The 21515-nt window shown below is 38.3% G+C and carries 29 protein-coding genes; 15 read left to right on the top strand and 14 right to left on the bottom strand.

Annotation, left to right across the window (positions count from 1 at the left end; genetic code table 11):
• Positions 1 to 70 precede the first annotated feature (70 nt).
• The gene (locus tag X953_RS05135) at positions 71 to 310 is read right to left on the bottom strand and encodes a DUF2249 domain-containing protein (protein WP_040954644.1); all 240 of its coding nucleotides are present in this window, start codon (positions 308 to 310) and stop codon (positions 71 to 73) included.
• 196 nt (positions 311 to 506) lie between these two features.
• On the opposite strand from X953_RS05135, the gene X953_RS05130 reads away from it, so the two are divergent.
• On the top strand, positions 507 to 1199 hold the full coding sequence (locus tag X953_RS05130; protein ID WP_040954643.1) for a Crp/Fnr family transcriptional regulator: 693 nt from the start codon (positions 507 to 509) through the stop codon (positions 1197 to 1199).
• A 146-nt stretch (positions 1200 to 1345) separates the two neighbouring features.
• Here the strand turns inward: X953_RS05130 and moaD are convergent, their stop codons facing one another.
• The 5 genes from moaD to X953_RS05105 form a co-directional block, all read right to left on the bottom strand.
• Entirely contained in the window at positions 1346 to 1579 is a 234-nt protein-coding gene (gene moaD / locus X953_RS05125) for a molybdopterin converting factor subunit 1 (protein ID WP_040954642.1), read from the bottom strand.
• Positions 1572 to 2042, bottom strand: a complete 471-nt coding sequence (locus X953_RS05120; RefSeq protein WP_040954641.1) for a molybdenum cofactor biosynthesis protein MoaE — start codon at positions 2040 to 2042, stop codon at positions 1572 to 1574. The genes moaD and X953_RS05120 overlap by 8 nt, the downstream gene beginning before the upstream one ends.
• 27 nt (positions 2043 to 2069) lie before the next feature.
• Positions 2070 to 2600, bottom strand: coding sequence for a molybdopterin-guanine dinucleotide biosynthesis protein B (mobB, locus tag X953_RS05115; RefSeq protein WP_052350042.1), 531 nt, complete (start codon positions 2598 to 2600; stop codon positions 2070 to 2072).
• A gap of 213 nt (positions 2601 to 2813) precedes the next feature.
• The gene (locus X953_RS05110) at positions 2814 to 3125 is read right to left on the bottom strand and encodes a metal-sulfur cluster assembly factor (RefSeq protein ID WP_040954640.1); all 312 of its coding nucleotides are present in this window, start codon (positions 3123 to 3125) and stop codon (positions 2814 to 2816) included.
• A gap of 83 nt (positions 3126 to 3208) precedes the next feature.
• Complete coding sequence (locus X953_RS05105) at positions 3209 to 3970, bottom strand: alpha/beta fold hydrolase (RefSeq protein ID WP_040954639.1); 762 nt, start codon at positions 3968 to 3970, stop codon at positions 3209 to 3211.
• Between the two features lie 162 nt (positions 3971 to 4132).
• Between X953_RS05105 and X953_RS05100 the strand changes: the two genes are divergently transcribed.
• The 3 genes from X953_RS05100 (at position 4133) to X953_RS05090 (ending at position 5916) form a co-directional block, all read left to right on the top strand.
• Positions 4133 to 4966 carry a Cof-type HAD-IIB family hydrolase gene (locus tag X953_RS05100; RefSeq protein ID WP_040956965.1) on the top strand — a complete coding sequence of 278 codons (834 nt, stop codon included), beginning with the start codon at positions 4133 to 4135 and terminating at the stop codon, positions 4964 to 4966.
• A 304-nt stretch (positions 4967 to 5270) separates the two neighbouring features.
• The gene (locus tag X953_RS05095; protein ID WP_040954638.1) at positions 5271 to 5468 is read left to right on the top strand and encodes a DUF3813 family protein; all 198 of its coding nucleotides are present in this window, start codon (positions 5271 to 5273) and stop codon (positions 5466 to 5468) included.
• Positions 5469 to 5652: 184 nt separating this feature from the next.
• Positions 5653 to 5916, top strand: a complete 264-nt coding sequence (locus X953_RS05090; RefSeq protein WP_040954637.1) for a NifU N-terminal domain-containing protein — start codon at positions 5653 to 5655, stop codon at positions 5914 to 5916.
• 101 nt (positions 5917 to 6017) lie between these two features.
• On the opposite strand, the gene X953_RS05085 is transcribed toward X953_RS05090, so the two are convergent.
• The gene (locus X953_RS05085) at positions 6018 to 6413 is read right to left on the bottom strand and encodes a hypothetical protein (protein ID WP_040954636.1); all 396 of its coding nucleotides are present in this window, start codon (positions 6411 to 6413) and stop codon (positions 6018 to 6020) included.
• Positions 6414 to 6439: 26 nt separating this feature from the next.
• Positions 6440 to 7282 (bottom strand): YitT family protein, encoded by an 843-nt coding sequence (locus X953_RS05080; RefSeq protein ID WP_040954635.1) that lies wholly within the window; start codon positions 7280 to 7282, stop codon positions 6440 to 6442.
• 126 nt (positions 7283 to 7408) lie between these two features.
• Between X953_RS05080 and X953_RS05075 the strand changes: the two genes are divergently transcribed.
• The 3 genes from X953_RS05075 (at position 7409) to X953_RS05065 (ending at position 9600) form a co-directional block, all read left to right on the top strand.
• Positions 7409 to 8269, top strand: a complete 861-nt coding sequence (locus tag X953_RS05075; protein ID WP_040954634.1) for a DegV family protein — start codon at positions 7409 to 7411, stop codon at positions 8267 to 8269.
• 165 nt (positions 8270 to 8434) lie between these two features.
• On the top strand, positions 8435 to 8623 hold the full coding sequence (gene yppF / locus X953_RS05070) for a YppF family protein (protein WP_040954633.1): 189 nt from the start codon (positions 8435 to 8437) through the stop codon (positions 8621 to 8623).
• Between the two features lie 110 nt (positions 8624 to 8733).
• Positions 8734 to 9600 carry an SDR family oxidoreductase gene (locus X953_RS05065; protein WP_040954632.1) on the top strand — a complete coding sequence of 289 codons (867 nt, stop codon included), beginning with the start codon at positions 8734 to 8736 and terminating at the stop codon, positions 9598 to 9600.
• 307 nt (positions 9601 to 9907) lie between these two features.
• Here X953_RS05065 and X953_RS05060 read toward each other — a convergent pair whose 3' ends face one another.
• The gene (locus X953_RS05060) at positions 9908 to 11416 is read right to left on the bottom strand and encodes an alpha-amylase family glycosyl hydrolase (RefSeq protein WP_040954631.1); all 1509 of its coding nucleotides are present in this window, start codon (positions 11414 to 11416) and stop codon (positions 9908 to 9910) included.
• 309 nt (positions 11417 to 11725) lie between these two features.
• Between X953_RS05060 and tnpB the strand changes: the two genes are divergently transcribed.
• Positions 11726 to 12907, top strand: a complete 1182-nt coding sequence (gene tnpB / locus X953_RS05055) for an IS200/IS605 family element RNA-guided endonuclease TnpB (protein ID WP_052350041.1) — start codon at positions 11726 to 11728, stop codon at positions 12905 to 12907.
• A gap of 595 nt (positions 12908 to 13502) precedes the next feature.
• Here the strand turns inward: tnpB and X953_RS05050 are convergent.
• Complete coding sequence (locus X953_RS05050) at positions 13503 to 13856, bottom strand: YisL family protein (RefSeq protein WP_040954630.1); 354 nt, start codon at positions 13854 to 13856, stop codon at positions 13503 to 13505.
• 155 nt (positions 13857 to 14011) lie between these two features.
• On the opposite strand from X953_RS05050, the gene X953_RS05045 reads away from it, so the two are divergent.
• Positions 14012 to 15208, top strand: a complete 1197-nt coding sequence (locus X953_RS05045; RefSeq protein WP_040954629.1) for an ornithine--oxo-acid transaminase — start codon at positions 14012 to 14014, stop codon at positions 15206 to 15208.
• Between the two features lie 64 nt (positions 15209 to 15272).
• Here the strand turns inward: X953_RS05045 and X953_RS05040 are convergent, their stop codons facing one another.
• Positions 15273 to 16460 carry a DUF418 domain-containing protein gene (locus tag X953_RS05040; RefSeq protein WP_198023313.1) on the bottom strand — a complete coding sequence of 396 codons (1188 nt, stop codon included), beginning with the start codon at positions 16458 to 16460 and terminating at the stop codon, positions 15273 to 15275.
• A 129-nt stretch (positions 16461 to 16589) separates the two neighbouring features.
• Between X953_RS05040 and X953_RS05035 the strand changes: the two genes are divergently transcribed.
• From X953_RS05035 to X953_RS05010, 6 genes are all read left to right on the top strand, one after another.
• Positions 16590 to 16802 (top strand): spore germination protein, encoded by a 213-nt coding sequence (locus X953_RS05035; RefSeq protein WP_040954628.1) that lies wholly within the window; start codon positions 16590 to 16592, stop codon positions 16800 to 16802.
• Between the two features lie 14 nt (positions 16803 to 16816).
• A complete protein-coding gene (locus X953_RS05030; protein ID WP_040954627.1) occupies positions 16817 to 17017 on the top strand; it encodes a spore germination protein GerPB in 201 nt (66 codons plus the stop codon).
• A 77-nt stretch (positions 17018 to 17094) separates the two neighbouring features.
• Positions 17095 to 17661, top strand: coding sequence for a spore germination protein GerPC (gene gerPC, locus X953_RS05025; RefSeq protein ID WP_040954626.1), 567 nt, complete (start codon positions 17095 to 17097; stop codon positions 17659 to 17661).
• Between the two features lie 15 nt (positions 17662 to 17676).
• Positions 17677 to 17850, top strand: coding sequence for a spore gernimation protein GerPD (locus X953_RS05020; RefSeq protein WP_040954625.1), 174 nt, complete (start codon positions 17677 to 17679; stop codon positions 17848 to 17850).
• Between the two features lie 12 nt (positions 17851 to 17862).
• Entirely contained in the window at positions 17863 to 18231 is a 369-nt protein-coding gene (locus tag X953_RS05015) for a spore germination protein GerPE (RefSeq protein WP_040954624.1), read from the top strand.
• Positions 18232 to 18292: 61 nt separating this feature from the next.
• Positions 18293 to 18511, top strand: coding sequence for a spore germination protein (locus X953_RS05010; RefSeq protein WP_019376209.1), 219 nt, complete (start codon positions 18293 to 18295; stop codon positions 18509 to 18511).
• A gap of 37 nt (positions 18512 to 18548) precedes the next feature.
• On the opposite strand, the gene X953_RS05005 is transcribed toward X953_RS05010, so the two are convergent.
• The 3 genes from X953_RS05005 to X953_RS04995 all read right to left on the bottom strand — a co-directional run bounded on the left by X953_RS05005 (position 18549) and on the right by X953_RS04995 (position 21515).
• Complete coding sequence (locus X953_RS05005) at positions 18549 to 19106, bottom strand: hypothetical protein (RefSeq protein ID WP_040954623.1); 558 nt, start codon at positions 19104 to 19106, stop codon at positions 18549 to 18551.
• 3 nt (positions 19107 to 19109) lie between these two features.
• Positions 19110 to 19742 (bottom strand): SCO family protein, encoded by a 633-nt coding sequence (locus tag X953_RS05000; protein ID WP_052350040.1) that lies wholly within the window; start codon positions 19740 to 19742, stop codon positions 19110 to 19112.
• Positions 19743 to 19835: 93 nt separating this feature from the next.
• On the bottom strand, positions 19836 to 21515 hold the full coding sequence (locus X953_RS04995) for a cbb3-type cytochrome c oxidase subunit I (RefSeq protein WP_040954622.1): 1680 nt from the start codon (positions 21513 to 21515) through the stop codon (positions 19836 to 19838).

Genomic DNA, 21515 nt, shown 5'->3' with positions numbered 1-21515 from the left:
TACTCTTACGGCTTATATTCCTTTTAGTAACACAAAAAGGCCCCGAAAACATGGCCTTTTTATTTTTAGTTTATTTTTTTCCAATCGCTACTCTCCAAAGCATTGGCCCTTCTTCTAGATACTCCCATTCAAAGGTATCTTTCCGTTCCATCATAAATTGATACTGAAGCGGTTTTGGATCATGATCATTCGTTAGTTCCATGATCTCCCCCGCCTTTAATTCATCAAAAACTTCAAATATCCGTGGGTGTCTTATTCTCGGTTCAATATCTGGTGCATGTACTTTTGCTGCATACTTCAACTCACTCATGTGATCACGCCTCCCAATCAATTAATTACATGTATATCATAAACTGAAAAAGATGGGCAGGTTGTGAGATAAAACACCCATCGGATATGATATTTATCACATTATTACAAACCAGTCATTTTTTTCGTAGGTTGAAGTCCATTCTCATGGTAAAATGATGAATAGAATAGGGACAGAAATTGAAAGGAGTTTTTTGGTGAACACGCAATCGATTCAGGAACTTTTACAACGTTTTCCTATGTTTAAAGATTTAACTGACTTTGAAATGGAGCCAATTATTAATCTTGCAAAAAATCGAATATACCGCTCAGGAACCCATATTTTTATGCAAGGCGATCCGCTAACTAATGTGTACTTCATACATAAGGGTCTTGTTAAAATATATAAAACGGACATACACGGAAAGGAACAGATCGTTAATATGCTGCAGCCTGGTGACATGTTCCCACACCAAGGGTTTTTTAGACAAGATGATTACCCGGCACATGCAGAGGTAACTGAAGATGCGGTACTTATTTATATACCGATACATTCTTTTGAAAACTTTCTTATTACCCATCCGGAAATATGTATTAAACTTTTTCGTGTACTTGGAGATAAAATCGTCGATTTGCAAAACCGGCTGCAAGAAAAGATTTTGCATAATACGTACGAACAAATAATCCTGTTATTATTACGATTGGCTAAAAATCACGGAAGAGAAGTCTCAGATACGCATACTGTTATTGACACACAATTTACAAATAGAGAAATGGCCAACATGATTGGTTCGAGCCGGGAAACCGTCAGCAGGACATTAACTCAATTAAAAAAGAAAAACTTCATACAAACAGATAAATCAGGGCTTCTACAAATTAATATAGAAGCACTGGAAGATGAATTATTCTAATTATAGAGCAGGTTATTTAGGAGACTTGCTTTTCATCGAAACATTTGGCATTTTACTTCTTGTAAATAATCTAATACCACACCAATAGTTGTAAATCAAAAAAGAGACTGTTCCGCACAGGAGCGAAACAGTCTCTTCATCTTTATCTATCCACCACTTACTGGTGGAATAAATGCAACCACATCATCATCTGCAAGGATGGTGCTCTCTGTCGTGTACTCTTCGTTTACTGCAACCATCACATTGTCCAGTGTTTTTAATTGATATTCTGCTACAAGCATCTGCTTTAATTCTTTCACAGATTTTCCTGCTGCATCCATAGGAACTTTCCCATTGCCTACCTTTTCCTGAAGCTCGGCGAAAAATAATACCTTAATCATTTTGCATTTCCTCCTTAGCAGGGAAATTACCATCGTAAGAAACTTGCTCCTTTTGATCTCCAATCCAGAGTTCCCCATTTTCCCAATGCTCTTTTTTCCAGATAGGGACAATTTCTTTAATACGCTCAATTGCATAGCGGCTCGCTTCAAAAGCATCTTTGCGATGTGGCGTGGAAACTGCTATAACTACTGCAATATCGGAAATTTCCAGACGTCCGACACGATGAGCAATCGCTGTTTGCGTATTTTCCCATCGTTCATCAATTTCCCTACCGATTTCCTCGAGCTTTTTTTCTGCCATGGCAGTATAAGCCTGATATTCAAGGTATAAAGTCCGCTTGCCTTTAGTAAGTTCGCGCACTGTGCCAATAAATGTGCTTATAGCTCCTGCTTCTGCTCTTGTTACTTTTTTAACGACATCATTAATTTCTATTGCTTCTTCTGTGATCCAAAAATTCTGCATAATATCCCTTTCCACATAAAAACAGTTTTAGCATTTAAAGTCAAGATGGGTTGTAATTACAGTTGCCAATTGCGATAAAGACTGTTCGATCTTATGCATCGAAAAAGTTGGGTATTTTGTAAATGCCCTCATTTCATTATTCCATAACCCAACAGCTATTACATTCGAAAGATTTAATAGCTCTACATCCTTCTCATCCTTCAAAATAACAATTTTTGGATAGTCTTCCTTTTTATACCCTTCCATGAACAACATATCAAGATCCAATAGACGGTAAAAATCCAATACGTTTTCCAAGCTGCCATCGTCTCTTAAGGTTAGTTGCAATTGACTTTCTCCCTGTACTCCACTTATAGTAGCGCCTGCTTCATAATGCCGTTGACTGTCCGTACCAGGCTGATAATCAGGCTCACCACCATGCCCGTGATGCTTTATTGCTCCTACCTTCCATTGCCGAGAGGTAAAATAACCAATAAGCTGCTCCATTAAAGTAGTTTTTCCGGCGTTTTTATAGCCAATGATCTGACAAATTGGCAACACACTTTTTTGATAGTTCATCTTATATGCGATTCCCTTCTTCCATCCTCTATACTATAAATTGTATACGTGTAGAAGTGACGATTAGTAAAGCTAAATTACCGCACTGATGAGCTTTCTGCACGAAAACCGGTCTCCGTTTTTTTGCAAAGAACATCATAGCATCAGAAATCATATTTTTCTACTTTACACAAAAAGGTTAATTCATGTGTATGAATCAACCTTTCTTTTTTATCAATCTGGAATCCCTAATGCAATTTTAGCATAACGTGACATTTTGTCTTTACCCCATGGCGGATTCCATACGATATCAACCTTTACTTCCTTCGCTTCAGGAATATCAGCTAATGCACGACGTATATCCTGTTCAATATGCCCTGCGAGTGGACAGCCCATCGATGTAAGTGTCATTGTAACTGTACAAAGCCCATCTTCGTCTAAATCCACATCATATATTAAACCTAGATTAACAACATCTATACCTAACTCGGGATCAATTACGTTTTCCAGTGCGCCCATTAAATTCTCTTTTAAAGCTTCATCCATACTTCATACCTCCTATTCATCCTATTTATATTTAAACATATTTCCTATTTTTTTAAAATGATATGAATCACTTAGGTGAATATTTATAAATGGTCTTCAAACCATTTCACCGTTTCAAGAATAGCATATCTGCTCACCTTATGCCCACGGTTTGCTTCCTTCAAAAATTTGATATCCGCTTGATTTTTGTATTGTTTTTTTGCTTCTTCATAAAATGTATATGAATGGTCAAAGGGGACGACAGGGTCATTTTCTCCGTGCCATAATAGTAATGCTCGTTGGTTCAACTTTTCAGGCTGCTTGGATAAATCATATTGTTCCAGTTGTTCATATAAATAATTAATCATCTCATCTGTAACAGGGAGATCTCCCATTTTTTTAAAACTATCCACCAATGTCTTTGCATAAGTTGTAATTTTCGGGGACCCCATTAATATAGCTGCGGTACGAATCCATGGATAGTGAGCTAGTGCAGCAGATGTTGTAATTCCGCCCATGCTAGTACCTGCAATTCCAAACCTACCGTTAAGAATCAACCCTTTTTCCTCAAGTGCTTCTTTGATTACTTTCAGTTCCTTCACATTATTCATTACAATTTCCCAAAATGAAACTTGCACTTTTCTAGAAGAAACGTCTTGTTCACGCTCTCCATGATATTCACTATCCGGAAGTATTACTCTATAACCTTTTTCAGCCAGTAAATAAGCTAAAGGCAAATTATGTTCCTTTGCACTTGTGAAACCATGGAAATATAATACCGTAGGCAAAGCTTCTTTTTTCTTTGATGTATCTCCAACAACTAAACAAGGTATCTCGTCTATTATGTGTTTTTCTATTCCTATCATCTACAACGTCTCCTCATGTATACTATGTCAGTTAGTTCTATTTTAATGGCTGTAATACGTTTATTGCAAATTATGTAAAGGAAAATTTACGCTATTATGTTTATTTATTGCTTTAGAAGCGATGTAAATGATGGTAAACTAATTTCAGATGAGGTGAATGATATGGAAAATAAACGACATTTGATTGCATTGGATCTTGATGGAACACTCTTAACCGACAAGAAAGTAATCAGTAATAAAACAAAGCAAACTGTACTTCAAGCAATCGAAGCAGGCCATATAGTAGTCATTGCAACAGGTAGGCCGCACAGGGCCAGCATTGATTATTATCATGAATTAAGCCTGGACACACCAATGGTGAATTTTAATGGGGCACTAATTCATCATCCCCGAGACAATAAATGGGATGCATTGCATAATCCGATGCCGGTCCGTACTGCACATAAAATTATAGATACATGTTACGAGCTGGATGTGAATAACATCCTTGCTGAAGTAATGGATGAGGTTTATTTAGACCAATTTGACCAGGATATTATTGATATCTTCCATGCAACACAAAATGACCCACCCTTTTCAGTAGGTAATTTAAAAAGCAAGTTAACTACAGACCCCACTTCCTTGCTTATACATCCGAAAGAAAACCACATTAAGCAGTTACGTGGACACTTGGATGATTATCATGCTGAACTGATTGAACATCGAAAATGGGGGGCACCATGGAATATTATTGAGATTGTAAAAAAGGGAATGAATAAGGCTGTTGGCTTACAGAAAATCGCTCATTACTTTGATATCCCAAAAGACAGAATCATCGCTTTTGGAGATGAAGATAATGATTTAGAAATGATTGACTATGCAGGTGTAGGGGTTGCTATGGGTAATGCCATAGATGATTTGAAATCTGTTGCCAAGCATATTACAGCTACAAATGAACAAGACGGAGTTGGGAGCTTTTTAGAAAATTACTTGAAACTCCAAACATCGTCCAACTAAGTATTTCTCAATAATTTCCTTTAATAAAATAATATCATGCAAACCATACTAGAAGTGAACGTATCATGCGTTCACTTTTTTGCTGAATTTCCAGAGCGATTGTGAAAGCTACTAGATAGGAACCACTTTAAATATCTTCTATGGAGGGATTTATGTGGGAAAAGGTAGTAAATCTAGACGTTTTAGTCAACAAAGCGCGGATTCAGTTAAAAAACATGCCGAACGGTTTCCTTACAGGTCTACGTTTACAGAAGCAGAACGGAAGGCCGAAGAAGCAGATAACCACACATTAGGAGGGTTTTAATTGGAAAACAATTTATTTCAACAGGCTAAAAATGCTGTAAACAACTTTATGACCAACCAGAACAATGCAGCAAATGCAACTGACAAACAGGCTGCACAAAATGCGATACAGGCTGCATATAATGAAGCAACTCCGGAAGAGAAGCAGCAATTACAGCAGTTGGAAAATCAATTGAGGCAAAATGACCAATTACAATAACCTAAACCTCTGCACGTGATGGTAATTTCCACTTCATTGTTATGATGAAACGGGATTACTTTAAGCGAACAAACCACCTTTCTCGATAAAGGTGGTTTGTTTTTGGTCTTTTCCTTCCTTCCTTGATCTATTTCTGCTAAACTAATACGTAAGTATGACTTAGTTAAAGTAGGAGGGAATCGTAATGGGAGTACGTGTTGAAACTACACCAAATCCGAATGCATTAAAATTTACTACAGACAAATTAATCTTTGAAGGTACAAATAGTATTTCTGTTATGCCAGGCGATGAAAGTGAGCACGAGATTATGAATGACCTAATGAAAGTTGCAGGCGTTGATAATGTCTTTGGCTATCAGAATTTTATTACAGTGAATAAACAATTTGATGTCGAATGGGATAACTTAACCCCTAAAGTACAAGAAGTTTTTGAAAAACACGGCTACTAATAATAGTTAGGTACATACGAAAGGTCAGCCTTAAAGCTGACCTTTTTTTGTTTATAATTTTTTTGTGAAAAGTAAGGCTGATTAATTAAGGAAAGCAGTCCCTAGCTATCTATATCCAAAGGGAAGTAATTTGGATTAATGGCTTCACCAGCCTCATTTTTTCCATATAAAAGTAAAAACGGTGGCTCTCCATCCTGCTCAATAGTTTCCGGCAGTTTAAACTCAATCATAAACTCCTGCCATTCCATGTTCACATCTTTTTTACTTTTTTCATCAACTATTGTTTTCTCATTCTGTTTCAATTTGTAATAGAAGGTATTCGTATTGGTATTTGCTTCCCCTGTCATACGAACATTTCCATCCTCTACTTTTACATCAACATTGCGAAAACTCACCGTATTTTCTTCAGACTCTTCGTCATCTTTTACCTCTGGTCCCTTTTCACTGCAACCAATCAACAGTGCTATCAAAATAATTAACATAAACCGTCGTTTCATTCTCTTGTGTTCTCCTTATGTCTTGTCTAATCTCTTCGGAAAAATCCAAATATACCAGTCGTTTGCACAATATTTGTGAACGCATTAGGGTCGATTTCATTTATAATCCGTTCCAGATCGTATAACTCATAGCGTGTTACAACAAGGTAAAGCATATTTTTATCAGATTTGGTGTATGCACCTTTTGCTGGAAGAATAGTAATCCCCCGGACCATTGTCTTGTGAATTTCCTGCTGCAATTCATCCGCTTTATGTGTAATAATCATAGCTGTAACCTTCTCATGACGTGTATGAATTGCATCAATAACACGGGTTGTCACATACAATGTCAGCAATGTATATAAGGCGTTTTCCGGCTCATAAAGAATACCAGCCATAGCGATAATAATCGCGTTTAGTGTTAAAAAGTACGTTCCAATTGGTCTGTCCTTCATCCGGGATAGAACCATCGCTACGATGTCCATCCCTCCTGTGGACGCACCGACCTTTAATGTCATCCCAACACCTGTACCTGCAATGACACCACCAAAGACGGCATTTAAAATAATATCCTCTGACATGGCTGTTACAGGTAAAACAGCTAGAAAAATAGATGTAAAAATAACGGAAAGAATACTATAAAATGTAAAGCCTTTCCCTACCTTATACCAACCAAGTAAAGCTACCGGTATATTGAATAAGAGTAACAGAATCCCAGTGCTGACGCCGATACCAATAAAATCCTTAAAAACACTGGAAACTAACTGAGCAGCCCCAGTGAATCCGCTGGCGTATACATTCGCTTTAATTAAGAAGAAATTCAATGATGCAGCATTTAAAAATGCACCAACAATTACTGTAATAATCCGTTTTGCTTCAAAAATAAACAATATCCAACCTCCTCTTCCTTCTTGTTGTTATTTAATTTTTGGAAATAGTATTAAAAATATACTTTGACTATCTGGCAGAGTAGCATTAAACTAAAAGTAATAATACATAAGAATGTAGGTGAAAAAATGAACGTTAAAATACTTGCTGATTCCGCTTGCGATTTATCAGAATCATATTATAACGAATATAACATTGAAATGGTACCATTAACCGTTCATTTAGATGAAAAGGAATATGCAGATGGGTTAGAAATACAGCCCAAAACTGTTTATGAGGCCATGAGAGATGGCAAGAGTCCAAAAACATCCCAAGTATCTCCTCAAGCATTTAAAACTATTTTTACATCTTATGCCGAGTCAAATCAAGCAATAATATATCTTGCCTTCTCCTCTGAGTTGTCTGGTACATACCAAGCAGCAAAAATGATGGAGCAGGAAGTAAAAGAAACCTATCCAAATGCCCCTATCCATGTTATTGATACGAAATGTGCTTCCATAGGCTATGGTTTAGTCGTATTAAATGCTGCTAAAAAAGCAATGAATGGTGCCTCTGTAGAGGATATTATCAACTCTTCTGCCTACGATGCAACACATATGGAGCACATCTTTACCGTAGATGACCTTGAATATTTATATCGTGGTGGTCGTGTGAGTAAAACAGCTGCTTTTGTCGGCTCATTACTAAAGATTAAACCAATTCTTCACGTTGATAATGGTAAACTCGTACCCTTAGAAAAGATCAGGGGCTCCAAACGTCTCTTTCACCGTATGCTTGAAATAATGGAGGAAAGAGGTACTGATTTTACAAATCAAACAATTGGCATTAGTCATGGCGATGACCTGGAAAGAGCCGAACAGCTTGCTGCAATGATCAAAGAGAAGTTTGGCGTTGAAGACATTCTAATTGAAATGGTTGGTGCTGTGATTGGGGCTCATGCTGGTCCAGGGACAATTGCCTTATTCTTTTTAGATAAACCTGCTGATTAGTTTCCGATTCAGGGCTTGGCCCTGAATCACACCTTCTCTTCTATCCTATTACCTTAGACAGTCAGAAATCAAACCACTTTCCTATCTAATATAATAGAATAATTCCCCTATCCAGATCATATTATCTAATTAAGGATGTCCAAATTTACTTATAGGAGGAATTGCATGTTAATCAATGAACTAATTACTGCTTACAAAGAAGAAAAAGATCAACTTCCTTCATCTATGAATGATCTGCTGGATTATTATCAACGGAAATACATTACAGGAGAAATTGATATAGCTTATTATAGAGAAACCTATTACTTTTTATTTAAAAAAGGCGCTGTATCTGCTTTTGAATATACGTACTAAAAGTCCAAAATGGGCTTTATTTTTTTTTGCCCCTTTCTACATCAATGATTGGAAATTTCCTTTTTGGGGAAGATGAGAACTATATCATTTTTCAGGAGGGAAATAGGACAATGGAAGAGAAGAATGGTAAGCATACACCTCCGGCTCAGCAACAGAGTCAACAGCCGGGTATTGAATCAAAGATGAAACCAGAACCTGAATATATTCGGGAGGATTATCAGGGAAGTGAAAAATTAAAGAATAAAGTTGCCTTGATAACTGGAGGCGACAGTGGGATTGGACGTGCTGTTAGTGTGCATTTTGCAAAAGAAGGTGCAGATGTTGCTATTGTGTATCTCAACGAACATGAAGATGCAGAGGAAACGAAACGTCTGGTCGAATTAGAGGGGCGTCAATGTTTATTAATAAGCGGTGATCTCGGTGACCAATCCTTTTGTGAATCAGCAGTTACGGAAACATTGGATAAATACAAAAAAATTGATGTTCTAGTAAATAATGCTGCTGAACAACATCCTCAAGGCAAATTCTTGGATATTACCAGCGAACAATTGGAAAAAACGTTCAGGACAAATGTCTTCAGCATGTTTTATATTACCAAAGCAGTATTGCCAAACTTGAAAGAAGGCAGCTCCATTATTAACACTTCCTCCATTACAGCATATCAGGGAAGTAAAGATCTTATTGATTACTCTGCTACCAAAGGTGCAATCACTTCATTCACCAGATCTTTATCAGAAGAACTGGCAGAAAAGGGAATCCGGGTAAATGGTGTGGCACCTGGACCGATCTGGACACCACTTATTCCATCCACTTTCAGTAAAGAGAAAGTAGGATCATTTGGTGGAAACACTCCAATGAAACGGCCTGGGCAGCCTAAGGAATTAGCGCCCGCATATGTCTACCTAGCTAGTAACGATTCCAGCTATGTAAGTGGTCAAATGATTCATGTAAATGGTGGTATCATCGTCGCAGGATAGTAAGAATTGCGGTAACGCCTCGAAGTAAGGATAGATTCGTAATGGCTTACTTTGCCATACCGAGTTATTGCTTAGAGCTTCAGGTGTGGACGTATGTGCATAAGAAAGTAAATTAACAAAAGCCCCAGCATAAATGCTGAGGCTTTGTTAATTGGTTGATTATTTTTTTCCGGGGAATACTTTTGTTCTCCTGCTGATTACTTTAGTCCCCGGAGATTGTTTCCTTCAATTAGTAATGTTCGAGATACGTTAGTACCCTAACATTTGCAGTAGAACCTGTTTTTTACCAATATTTATATAAAATGGTCTACCGCTTATTTTCTGCCATTTCTCTTTTCTTCTGTTTCCGGCTTAAGATAAAGATAGCTACTGCAAATAATACGAATACCCCGATAACAAAGCCAATAAACAGCCAATTATATCCTGTATCTGGTTGCACACCATATACTTCCACACTCTCACGAGCAAGTCCTACTTTGTACTCTCCATTGTCATTGGCACGAATCGTGTCATCATTCAGATACCCACGCAGCTGAAGCCCTTCCCCTACATCTCCAATAGAAACTGCTCGTGTTTGATCATCATTATTAATAGCAATATACATGCTAGTTCCTTCATAGGTTCGCTTAAATATACTCATTGCCCCATCTGAACCTACCAATTCAAAATCACCATGAGATAATACAGGGAACTGTGCTTTTAATGCAGATATGCGGTCAAGAAACTCATTTAAATCAGGATCCCCACTATTGAATTGTACAATGCGTTTTGCTTCTTCCCCATTCCCGCCGTACATAGGGATGTCTGACCCTTGGAAAACAGATGGAATTCCAGGTGACGTATATAAATAGGTTAGAGCTAAGGTCCATGTGGTTAAGGCACTTCTACCATTTTCAGCAAGCTGCTGTGTGAATCTTTTGGTTGATTCATCGTCCACAAAAATCAAACCCGTTTCTTCTTCACTTTTTTCCCATGTGTCATATATGTCAGATACTGGTTCTCCAAGCTTTGAGAACACCTCATTTACCTTTTTAGACAACTGATGATTATCTACTGCTTGGATGCTAGTTCTATCCATAATTTCATCTGTGTTTGTGGATGGATCCATGATATCCCCAAGCAAATAAAATGCCTCATTTTTTTTTCTGATTTGCTCCGTAAAACCTTCTAGGAAATCAAGAGAGGACAAATCTGCAGCATGTAATTTAAATCCATCTATATCTGTTTCATCCATCCAGTATGAAGCAACATCAAATAGAAAATCCCTTACTTTCGGGTTATCTTGGTTTAAAAAGGCTACATGATTAGCCCAATCTGCTTCTATATTTTTTTCTTTGAGAATCCAATCTTTCTTTGATGGATCCGTTACAATAGGGTGATCTGTGGAAACAAAATTTGTCACAAGTTCCAATACAACTTTGATCTCTCTATCATGTGCTTCCTTAATTAATTCCTTTAAGTCTTTCATTGTACCAAATTGTCCCTCGATCTTATAGAAATCCTCAATCCAATAACCGTGATAGCCATCAGCTGAATTTTCCATAATGGGAGACAGCACAAGAGTGGAATACCCATTTTCTTTAAGGTAATCAAGCTTCTCGGTAACCCCCTTTAAGTCTCCTCCATGGTAGGCCTTGGGATCATCAGTATCTACCTGCTCATCAAGATCAAAATCTAAGTTATGATACCGGTCAACTAGAATATTATATACGATCTCTTCTTCCAGCTGGTTATTCCCTTGTTCTGCAGCATAAGACGGAACTGAAATGCTTGTCAGCATAAGTATAGTCAGTAGCACAGTCGCTATTTTTTTCATATAAAAGCTCCTCCAATATGTAAACTCATTCCTTTCTATTATTAATGTTTCAGCTGAATAGTCAATGAAATCGCTATGATTGTTGAAAAACCTTCATAAATAACAAGCGATATAGTGTTGGAAATGTTTAAAAAGAAGAGTTCCCTTCAAATTTTATCCGAAAATAGGCGAGAATACTCCCATCCTCAAGGAACGTGAAGGGCGCAGCCCAGTGAGTAGGTGGGAGATGAATCGCCTTCGGACAAGGGGCAGCGTATGCTGCCTCAATTGTTCGACATCTCCTACCAACCAATAAGATAGTGTGTTATAATGGGAACGTATATTCTTATTAGGGAGGTGGGCGCTGTACATAAAGCGTATAAATTCCGTATCTATCCGAATCATCAACAGGAGATACTGATTGCCAAAACACTTGGCTGTAGTCGATTTGTGTTCAACCATTTCCTTGAGGAATGGAACACAACCTATGAAAAAACGGGTACAGGCCTTACCTATAGCCTTTGTTCCAAAGCACTTACCGTCCTAAAGAAAGAATCCATCTGGCTGAAGGAAGTGGATTCCATTTCCCTGCAATCCGCATTGAAGAACCTAGCGGATGCTTATGATCGCTTCTTCCGTAAACAGAATGACCGGCCACGCTTTAAATCGAAAAACAATCCAGTCCAGTCCTATGTCACCCGGCATACAAACGGTAATATTGCGATTGTTGGCAACCATGTGAAGCTCCCGAAACTTGGACTTGTCCGTTTTGCAAAAAGCCGTGAAGTTGAAGGCCGTATCTTAAATGCGACCGTTCGCCGCAACCCTTCCGGTAAATACTTTGTCTCCATTCTGGTGGAAACGAATGTGTCGGAACTGCCGAAAACAGGATCTGCGGTCGGCATCGATGTTGGTCTGAAGGAATTTGCCGTTCTTTCAGACGGAACCCGTCATGAAAATCCACGGCATGTACGCAAACTGGAGAAGAAGCTGGCCAAGGCGCAACGGATCCTGTCCAGAAGACGTAAAGGTGCTCTCCGCCGCAAATGCAAACTTGCAGAGGCTCACAATTACCAGAAACAGCGCCGAAAAGTCGCCCGCCTGCACGAGCAAATCATGAATAAACGCAACGATTACCTGCATAAACTCTCCACCGAAATTGTCAAAAACCACGACATCATCGGAATTGAGGATTTGCAGGTGAAAGATATGCTGCAAAATAGACAGCTTTCAAAGGTAATCAGTGAAGCAAGCTGGTCGACTTTTCGTACGATGCTGGAATACAAGGCCGAATGGTACGGAAAGCAGGTTGTCGTTGTTTCAAAGACATTCCCAAGCAGCCAATTATGCTCCAACTGTGGTCATCAGCATAAGGACGTCAAAAACCTTGCCTTGCGTAAATGGGACTGTCCTTCTTGCCAAACGCATCATGACCGGGACTTGAACGCGGCACAAAATCTGAAAGACGAGGCACTCCGCCTCTTAACCGCAGGAACTGTGGAGATCGCCTAATCAAGTAGAGACCGTTGGGTTTCTGTACTTAGGAATCCCCCACTTCAATTTGACCGCGAGGTTAAATAAGTGGCGGGTAGTTCAAGTTCTAATTTCCTAATGTTAGAGTGCTGAAAAAGAATCTTATCAGTTTCACCTTTTGCACAGTTGGAGTAAATTGCGAACTACCGACAAAAACTATCGGCAACAGAGCGTGATAATCCGCCAGAGAAAAAATTAATCAGCAGCACAACGGAATAATCCGCCGGAGAATAGATTAATTAGCAGCAGAGCGAGATATTCCGCCAGAGAAAAAATTAATCAGCAGCACAACGGAATAATCCGCCGAAGAATAGATTAATTAGCAGCAGAGCGAGATATTCCGCCAGAGAAAAAATTAATCAGCAGCACAACGGAATAATCTGCCGGAGAATAGATTAATCAGCAGCAGAGCGAGATAATCCGCCGGAGAATAGATTAATCAGCAGCAGAGCGAGATAATCCGCCGGAGAAAAAATTAATCAGCAGCATTGCGAGCTAATCCGCCGAAAAAAAATTAGAGGTACAAATTCACATGTAATTTGTACCTCTAATTAGATATCCCTCATATAAAACTTTACATTGGTAAACGCCAGAAACCAAGAACCAGCGTGATAATAAAGGCAATTACTAATTGTATCCAGAAGCTTTTAGCAGGCTTGTTTTTCGATGTTTTCACAAGAATCATTTCTAGTGCGGCGATCACCCAAATACCGGCCAATCCTTTGACAATTGCTTCTGGCAATAGGTTTCCTCCACCGAAATAATGTCCAAGCAAGCTACCACCTGTATACAAAATAAATAAATAGTCCAATCTCAATATCATATGAACAATCTTACCAGGTTTACCTTTACCCTGATTGTACATAACGTACGCAACAATAAATAAAATCAAGGCAAGTACCCATGCTGTAATATGCATATGTGTCATTTGTTTTTCCTCCTACTCCCAAGTATTTACTAAAATTATCATATCATGGACAGAATAAAAAATCATATGATTACAATTCTCTGCCCACGGGAAGTAAATAACTATAATACCTGTTATACTAAGGTGGAGCCTTATTTTTCTAACGGAGGGATAGTATGGTAAGAGATAGCCAGGAAATTATTGACCAAACACAGGAATATGGAGCGAAAAACTATCACCCACTTCCTGTAGTAGCTGCTAAAGCCGAAGGGGTATGGGTAGAAGACCCTGAAGGAAACCGCTATATGGATATGCTGAGTGCATATTCTGCTGTGAACCAAGGACACCGACATCCTAGAATTATTGATGCTTTAAAAAAACAAGCCGATGCTGTTACTCTAACTTCCCGTGCATTTCATAATGATCAGCTAGGTCCATGGTATGAAAAGATTTGTAAAATAACAAATAAAGAAAATGCTTTGCCGATGAACACAGGTGCGGAAGCTGTGGAAACAGCTGTAAAAGCAGCAAGGCGTTGGGCTTATGATGTTAAAGGTGTAGAAGAAAATAAAGCCGAGATTATAGCTTGTGAAGGTAATTTTCACGGAAGAACGATGACCGCCGTCTCCCTTTCTTCAGAAGCAGAATACAAACGTGGATTTGGACCAATGCTCCCAGGAATAAAAATCATTCCATATGGTGATATTGAAGCATTGAAAGAAGCGATAAATGAAAATACTGCCGGATTTCTATTCGAACCTATTCAAGGTGAAGCAGGAATCGTTATGCCACCTGAAGGATTCTTGAAGGAAGCCTACGATGTATGTAAAGAAAACAATGTGCTATATATCGCAGATGAAATCCAAGCAGGACTTGCCCGTACCGGAAAGATGTTTGCCTGTGATTGGGAAAATGTGACACCAGATATTTTAATTCTAGGGAAAGCATTAGGTGGAGGTGTATTTCCAATATCATGTATTGTAGCCAATAAAGATATTCTTGGTGTATTCAACCCGGGATCCCATGGCTCTACATTTGGTGGAAATCCATTAGCATGTGCTGTGTCAATTGCTTCACTTGATGTATTAGAGGAAGAAAAATTAGCAGAAAAATCCCTAGAGTTAGGTAATCATATGATGGGTGAACTGAAAAAGTTGAAAAACCCTGTTATTAAAGAGGTTCGTGGAAAAGGCTTATTTATTGGAATGGAACTCACAAAGCCTGCTCGCTCCTATTGTGAAGCATTGAAAGAAAAAGGATTATTATGTAAAGAGACACATGAGAATGTCATCCGATTTGCTCCACCTTTAATCATAAGCAAAGACGATTTAAATTGGGCAATCGATCAAATAAAAGAAGTCATGAGTCAATAAAAAGAATAAGAATAAACCAAGATGAAACCCGAGCCCGTCTTGGTTTATTCTTAAAATAATTTTTTTATCTTTGCTGCTGACTCCGGCGTAGGGGTTGGCTTTTTTTGTATGTAAGACTGCGCCAAACCCATTCCAAAGGACCAAAATTATACTTGGTTAGCCACCATTTACTCCCCAATATTTGCAATGTGAACAGACAAAGTACCATTCCTATATGGAGAATCGGAACTGTCTTACCGTAAAGTCCAAAGCCAATTCCGTAAAACAAAATAAAGCTAACTATTGATTGTAAGATATAGTTGGTTAAAGCCATTCTTCCGACATATACAAATGGTTGAATCAACCTTGAGCCTGTGGAGTAACCTGCCAGCAATGTAATGGTTGACACATAGAAAACCGCAGAAGCCGCCCCGCCGATATTATCTTGCGCATAGGAAAACCACAAAGGATTGCCAAATAAATATGGACCAAGCTTCAAACCTAAAAAGACAAATAAAGAAATCCACCACACACGTAGTAGAATGCCCCTATATTTTTCTGGTTGATGAAATACAGCTGTTTTCGCTCCATACATTCCAATCAAAAATAATGGTAAAAATACAAACAGTAAAGAAAAGATAATACCAATTCCTCCGTTTGAATACATCCAATCCTGATAGTTTTGACCCAATATAATACCATAATCGTTACTCTGATAATTAGTAATCGCCTGGTCAATTGATGAGGCATCGATCCATCCTAAATAATCTCTCATACTCCACAAAGAAAGTGTTATTAAAACAGTCCCCACCATTAGGAGCGTTAACCCCCATATCAATAGAGTTTTTCTCTTCACATGCAGAAATAGCAATAAAACAAACCCTGTCAGACTGTAGCTTAATAAAATATCTCCATGCCAAATAAAAAATGCATGGATGCAACCAAATAAAAATAGAATAGACATTCTTCGAAATAAAAAGGAACGAACCTCCACTTTTTTCATGGTTAAACGATCTTTCATAAGCTGGAAACCAAAACCAAACAACATAGAGAACAGCGTATAAAAACTGGCTTGAAAAAAGATATCAATGAACACCAGTACAGCTTGACTCATGTCGGAATTCCATTCTTCTCCTTCCCCTCCATATAAAAAATAAGGGGCACCGAATGCACCAATATTAACAATGAAAATGCCAAATACAGCGAACCCTCTTGCTGCGTCAATCCATACTAAACGATTACTTCCCTTTATTGGGGAAGGATTAATTCCCATAGCAAAATTCCTTTCTATTTATCTACTTATGTAATTCTCTATTGTCCTGGTTTCCTCCTGCATTTTATTCCTCATTTTCATAACAAAAGCAGGTCATTCGCATAAAATAGGAAGAGGGAGGAGTTTTTCATGCCGGCAAAAGTAGGGGCAGTAAAAGTAATTACAGTAGCCTCATCAAGCATATTTAATATTGGGGATGTATATAACATGAGTCCGGAGAGCTCCGCCAAAACATTTGCTGGTGGTGGTTCTTTTAACACGGGACCGGGAATCAGAATTAACCTCGGAAATTCAACGACATATGTAAATGATTCCGATAAAATTGATCAGCCAGTGAGATGATTTGGAGGGTTACTATGCATTTTACTGTTCATCAATCCATTAACATCTATATGATTAAAATTGGGTCCATTACCAACTCTTCTGTCTTGCAAATTGGCAGCAGCGGTAGTATCCAAGCTCAATCCGATATTTACAACACAGGGGAGTTCACAAAGCCTGCGGAAGAAGCGGAAGCAACAGGTGAAATAGCGCCTATCGTCCCTTTAGCACCTTAGATGTATTCGCACATTAAATCGATATGTGCATACATTACAATAGGTGAATGCCCATATTTCATGGAAGGGGGATCTCTATGCATGGGGATTGGAATACGTATCTAAATGAATTGCACCAATATATGAAAAAACAAGAGCAAATGATTGTGGACTTAGAAAAAAGGTTATATGACTTGGAAGCGGCCAACAAACAAGCCAATTCCACTACAATTGAAAAAATCGAATATAATTTTGATCAATTAAAAATCGAACGGCTTGATGGCACATTGCATATCGGCCTTTCACCAAATGACCTAGCGAATATAGAAGATTTGGGGCTGCCAATGAACCAGGCTTCTTCCCCATCTCAGGTGCCCCCTCCACATCAAAAATTGCATGCAGAATTAAGCCATTACCTTCAACAAAATGGTGCTGAATTTATCCGCAAGTTTGCGGCTCAACACAACCGTTCCATTGACCATAAATATGAAACAGTTTTAATACAGGATATAACCAAGCAATTACCTGAAAGAATTGCTTATTATGAAGAAAAGGCCCTTCAAGAAAACCAAAATATATCTGATGAGCATCTGTATCATTATATCTCCAATCAAATCAAACACGAAATACAACAATCACTGACCAAATACATGAAAAACGAATAGAAAGGAGAAATTAATATGAATTTTGAAGTTCATAATTGGGGGCTGGAAGTTGGGAATGTCAACATAGAGGTCGTGTCTTCTTCCTCTGTTTTTCTGATCGGAGATAATGAGGAAATAAATCTTTCTTCTTTTTTTGACACTCCGCCTGAAGCCTTCACCATTGGCTCAATTGTGCCGCTTTCCCAATAAGGAGGCAATGACATGAAAAATCGAACATCAATCATTGACATAATGAATATTAACTCAATTTCTAACAGCTCCATTTTTAATATCGGTGACACACAGCAAACAAATCAAAAATTTCGAGGTATAGCTATTCAGAAGGAATCAGCAAATTTAACTCCCCAAAAAGAGGAAAAGTTCACTGATTACCCCATTTTTCAACGCGAAGCAAAATTTATGGAGAATGAAGTATCTGTAAATCAGAATTCAAGTCAGCATAACCCTACTATACGAGTTCAGCATATTTCTGTTATTGGTGTAAGCAGTTCTTCCATTATACAGGCAGGTAGTATAAAAAACATACAGGCAGAATCCCGAATAAAACATTTCCGTAAACTAAAAGGATAACCCTCACAAAAAATAAATTCTGTCATAACCTATTTTATCAAGCTATTTAGAGGGTGTTGTTATGCCATCGATTGTAGGACCTATTAAAATAAATAGTGTTGGCGGAGGTGTAGTGAATTTTGGTGATTCTTTTTACTTGTCGCCAAAAAGCACCTCAAAAACAAATACAGGATCTGGAGCTCTTAATACGGGAGATTTCATTTGTACAAATAATGGAATTAGTTCAACAAACCCATTTGATCCGGATGCAAATGATCAAAATGTAACTGCAAATGCATAGAGATAGCCACAGCTAGGCTATCTCTATTTGTTTTTCTTTATTCATATTGTGATCGATCTACAAAAAATTGCTGAACGAAATAGATAGTAATGCTTAAACCCAGAAATAGAAATGCCCATCCTAACGTAATTTGTTCTACCTTTAGATAATAGTTGCATAATTGTGTAGGAGAAAAAATATAAAGCCATGCCATTAACCCGGAAATAATACTGAAGCTTACTAAAATAACATTCTGGCCGATGTTACCGAGCTTATTCCAGCTGTCCCGTAGTGGAACACCTGCCAAAAACGGTAAGCTAATAAATTTAAAAACCTCTACGGTTTGATATGCCAATGCTTCGTCCATCGCTCTTGGGAGCATCCAGTAAACCATAATAATAAAGAATAATAGAATTCCTGGGATACCATTATGATTCCATTTGGAGAAGAACCCGGGAAACAGCTGCTTTAGGTATGGAGCCATCAACATGCCAGCGATAACAAATAAAGGCATTTGCATATGCATGTGGACAGTCATAATTGATTCTGCCAGTGAAGCAACTGGTGGAAGCATTAAAAAAACATATAACACCAACCCGTAGATTGCTTGTTTCATAGCCTATCCCTCCAAATCGCTTTTCAGAATGTTTGTCACTTTTTTAGCAGCTTCCTCTGTTTTTTTATAATCCATAACTTCAAGGAGTTTCCCATCAGGACCTGCAAGATAAAATGCAGAGTTATGTGTAAAGTTTCCGTTGCCGTCTGGGATTACAACGACACCAAGCTCTTTTAACACTGTATCTAGCTCTTTTTGATTGGGTATTCTAGCCATACGCCATGTTTCTCCATCACTTTTAAAATAACTTCTATATTTATCCAACTGTTCTGGTGTATCCCTTGTTGGGTCAAAACTAATACTTAAGAACACAATATCTTCTCCAATATATTTTTCTGGGATGGCATTATAGACTTCTGCCGCATTTACTTCCAGTTGAAGACATACATCTGTACAGGAAGTATAAATAAATGTCATCAAAACATACTTCCCATCAAATTCTGAGAAAGAATAGGTGCGTTCATTACTGTCTTCCAAGGTCACTATTGGTAATTTTGGTTTTTCCTCCATCAGCTTATTTGTTCTGGCTGTTTCTGCTGTATAGGCTTGAAAGCCATCCGTCCCAACGTAAAATAAACTAATGCCAAATAATAGTACAAGGAAAATCGCTATTACATTTTGTTTGTTTTTGATCATAACGATCACTTCCTACATTTATATGAATGGAAAGGGAGTAGCGCAATCAAGAACTATTCCCTTCAAAGCTTTCGACTTATAAAATGTGTTGTCTTACCACGTACGGAATGGTGGTGACCCCGCAGGTGCATTTACAATCATGTCAACTACAGGAATGACATAACCCATGGAAATAATAGCAATTGCTACTACAATCCATAATCCCCAGCGTTCTGTCCATTGTGGTGTTGGTGCAGCACCGTCTTCTGGTTCTGCAATCGGAAATTCTGTATTACCCTTTGGTGCTTTAAACATTAAATGGAAAGCAATGTAAACCATAAGCAACACGGCTAAGAATAACAAAGTTCCGCCAATTGCCAATGAGAATAAATATGGATTCCAACCAAGCGCAGTAGCATGATCACCATATGTGCTGAAGGAAGTCCTTCTTGGCGAACCTAACAATCCTACCCAGTGCATGGCACCTGCCATTAAATACATGCCAACTGTCCACATTATGGTTTGAATAACACCTAATTTATTTAATTTTGGTGTCAACTCCCGTTTAGACAAATATGGGATTAACCAATAAGTGATTCCAAAGAAGGTTAATGCTACAGTAACTCCGACAGTTAAGTGGAAATGTCCGACAATCCATAGAGAATTATGAACAACTTGATTTAGCTGGTTATTTGTTTGCGCAATTCCACCAGCGCCTGCTGGAATAAAGGTAATCATTGCAATCATTGGAGCAAGGAAGCGAACGTCGCCCCAAGGCAGCTTTTTAATCCATCCTAGTAACCCTTTAGCGCCTTTCTTTCTTCCTGCACGTTCGAATATAGCAAACATCGTAAACGCGGTTAGTAACGAAGGCAGGGATATGGATAGACTCATAAACACATGCATGAATTTGATTCCTTCACCGATTGCTGGGTCAATAATTTGATGGTGAAAGCCTCCAGGAACGTTTAATATTACAGATAATATAACAACAACACGAGCAAGTGTGTCACTGAATGTTCTTCCACCAATAATCTTTGGTACAGCTACATACCATGCTGAAACTGCTACTAAATACCAAACGTTTACAGCTGTGTGACCAAATGCCCAGAATAATGTCCGGCTTAGCATGACATTGACAGTTTCTGTCCAGCCAAAAGCCCATGGGATTAGCAAAAGTACCTCTGCAGTTACTCCTAAACTTCCTAGGAATAGAAGCAGGAAGCCACCTACTGCGAAGAAAGAAAACATTGGTAAATGCTGCCCACGGTTCTTCTTTTTCCAATTTGCAGCACTGATGAATACACCAAAAGCAGCTAGCCAAACACCTAATACAACAAAGACTAAACCAATATAGAACCATGGGGATGCTTGCATCGGTGGATAGAATGTATACATAACAGATGCTTCGCCCATAAATACGGTTGCAGCAACTAATGCGACACCGAAAAGCATAGATCCTAAAGCTGTCCAAGCAATTTTCCTTACTTTTGGTAATAGTCCTCCCAACGTGTGAGATACTCCTGAGTAGAAGTAACCAACCATAAACAGTGTAGTAAATACAACCACAAGTAATATACCGTGAGCAGTTAACACTTGATAATAGTTAAGCCATGATGGTAATTCCAATAGTCCTGCACGGTTAAGACCCTGAAGCAAGCCTAATGTTCCTCCAAGAAATAAAATAATAAATGCAAGGGACAGATAAGTTAATGTAAGCTTCGCATCTTCAGAATTAACGCCTAAGGCTTTGTTTGTTTTTTCACTAAATGTTTCTTTTAAAGCTAACGCCAT

Source organism: Virgibacillus sp. SK37, assembly GCF_000725285.1.
GTDB lineage: Bacteria > Bacillota > Bacilli > Bacillales > Amphibacillaceae > Virgibacillus_Q.
The sequence above is the reverse complement of the archived record's forward strand: the minus strand, read 5'-3'. Positions and strand labels throughout refer to the sequence as shown.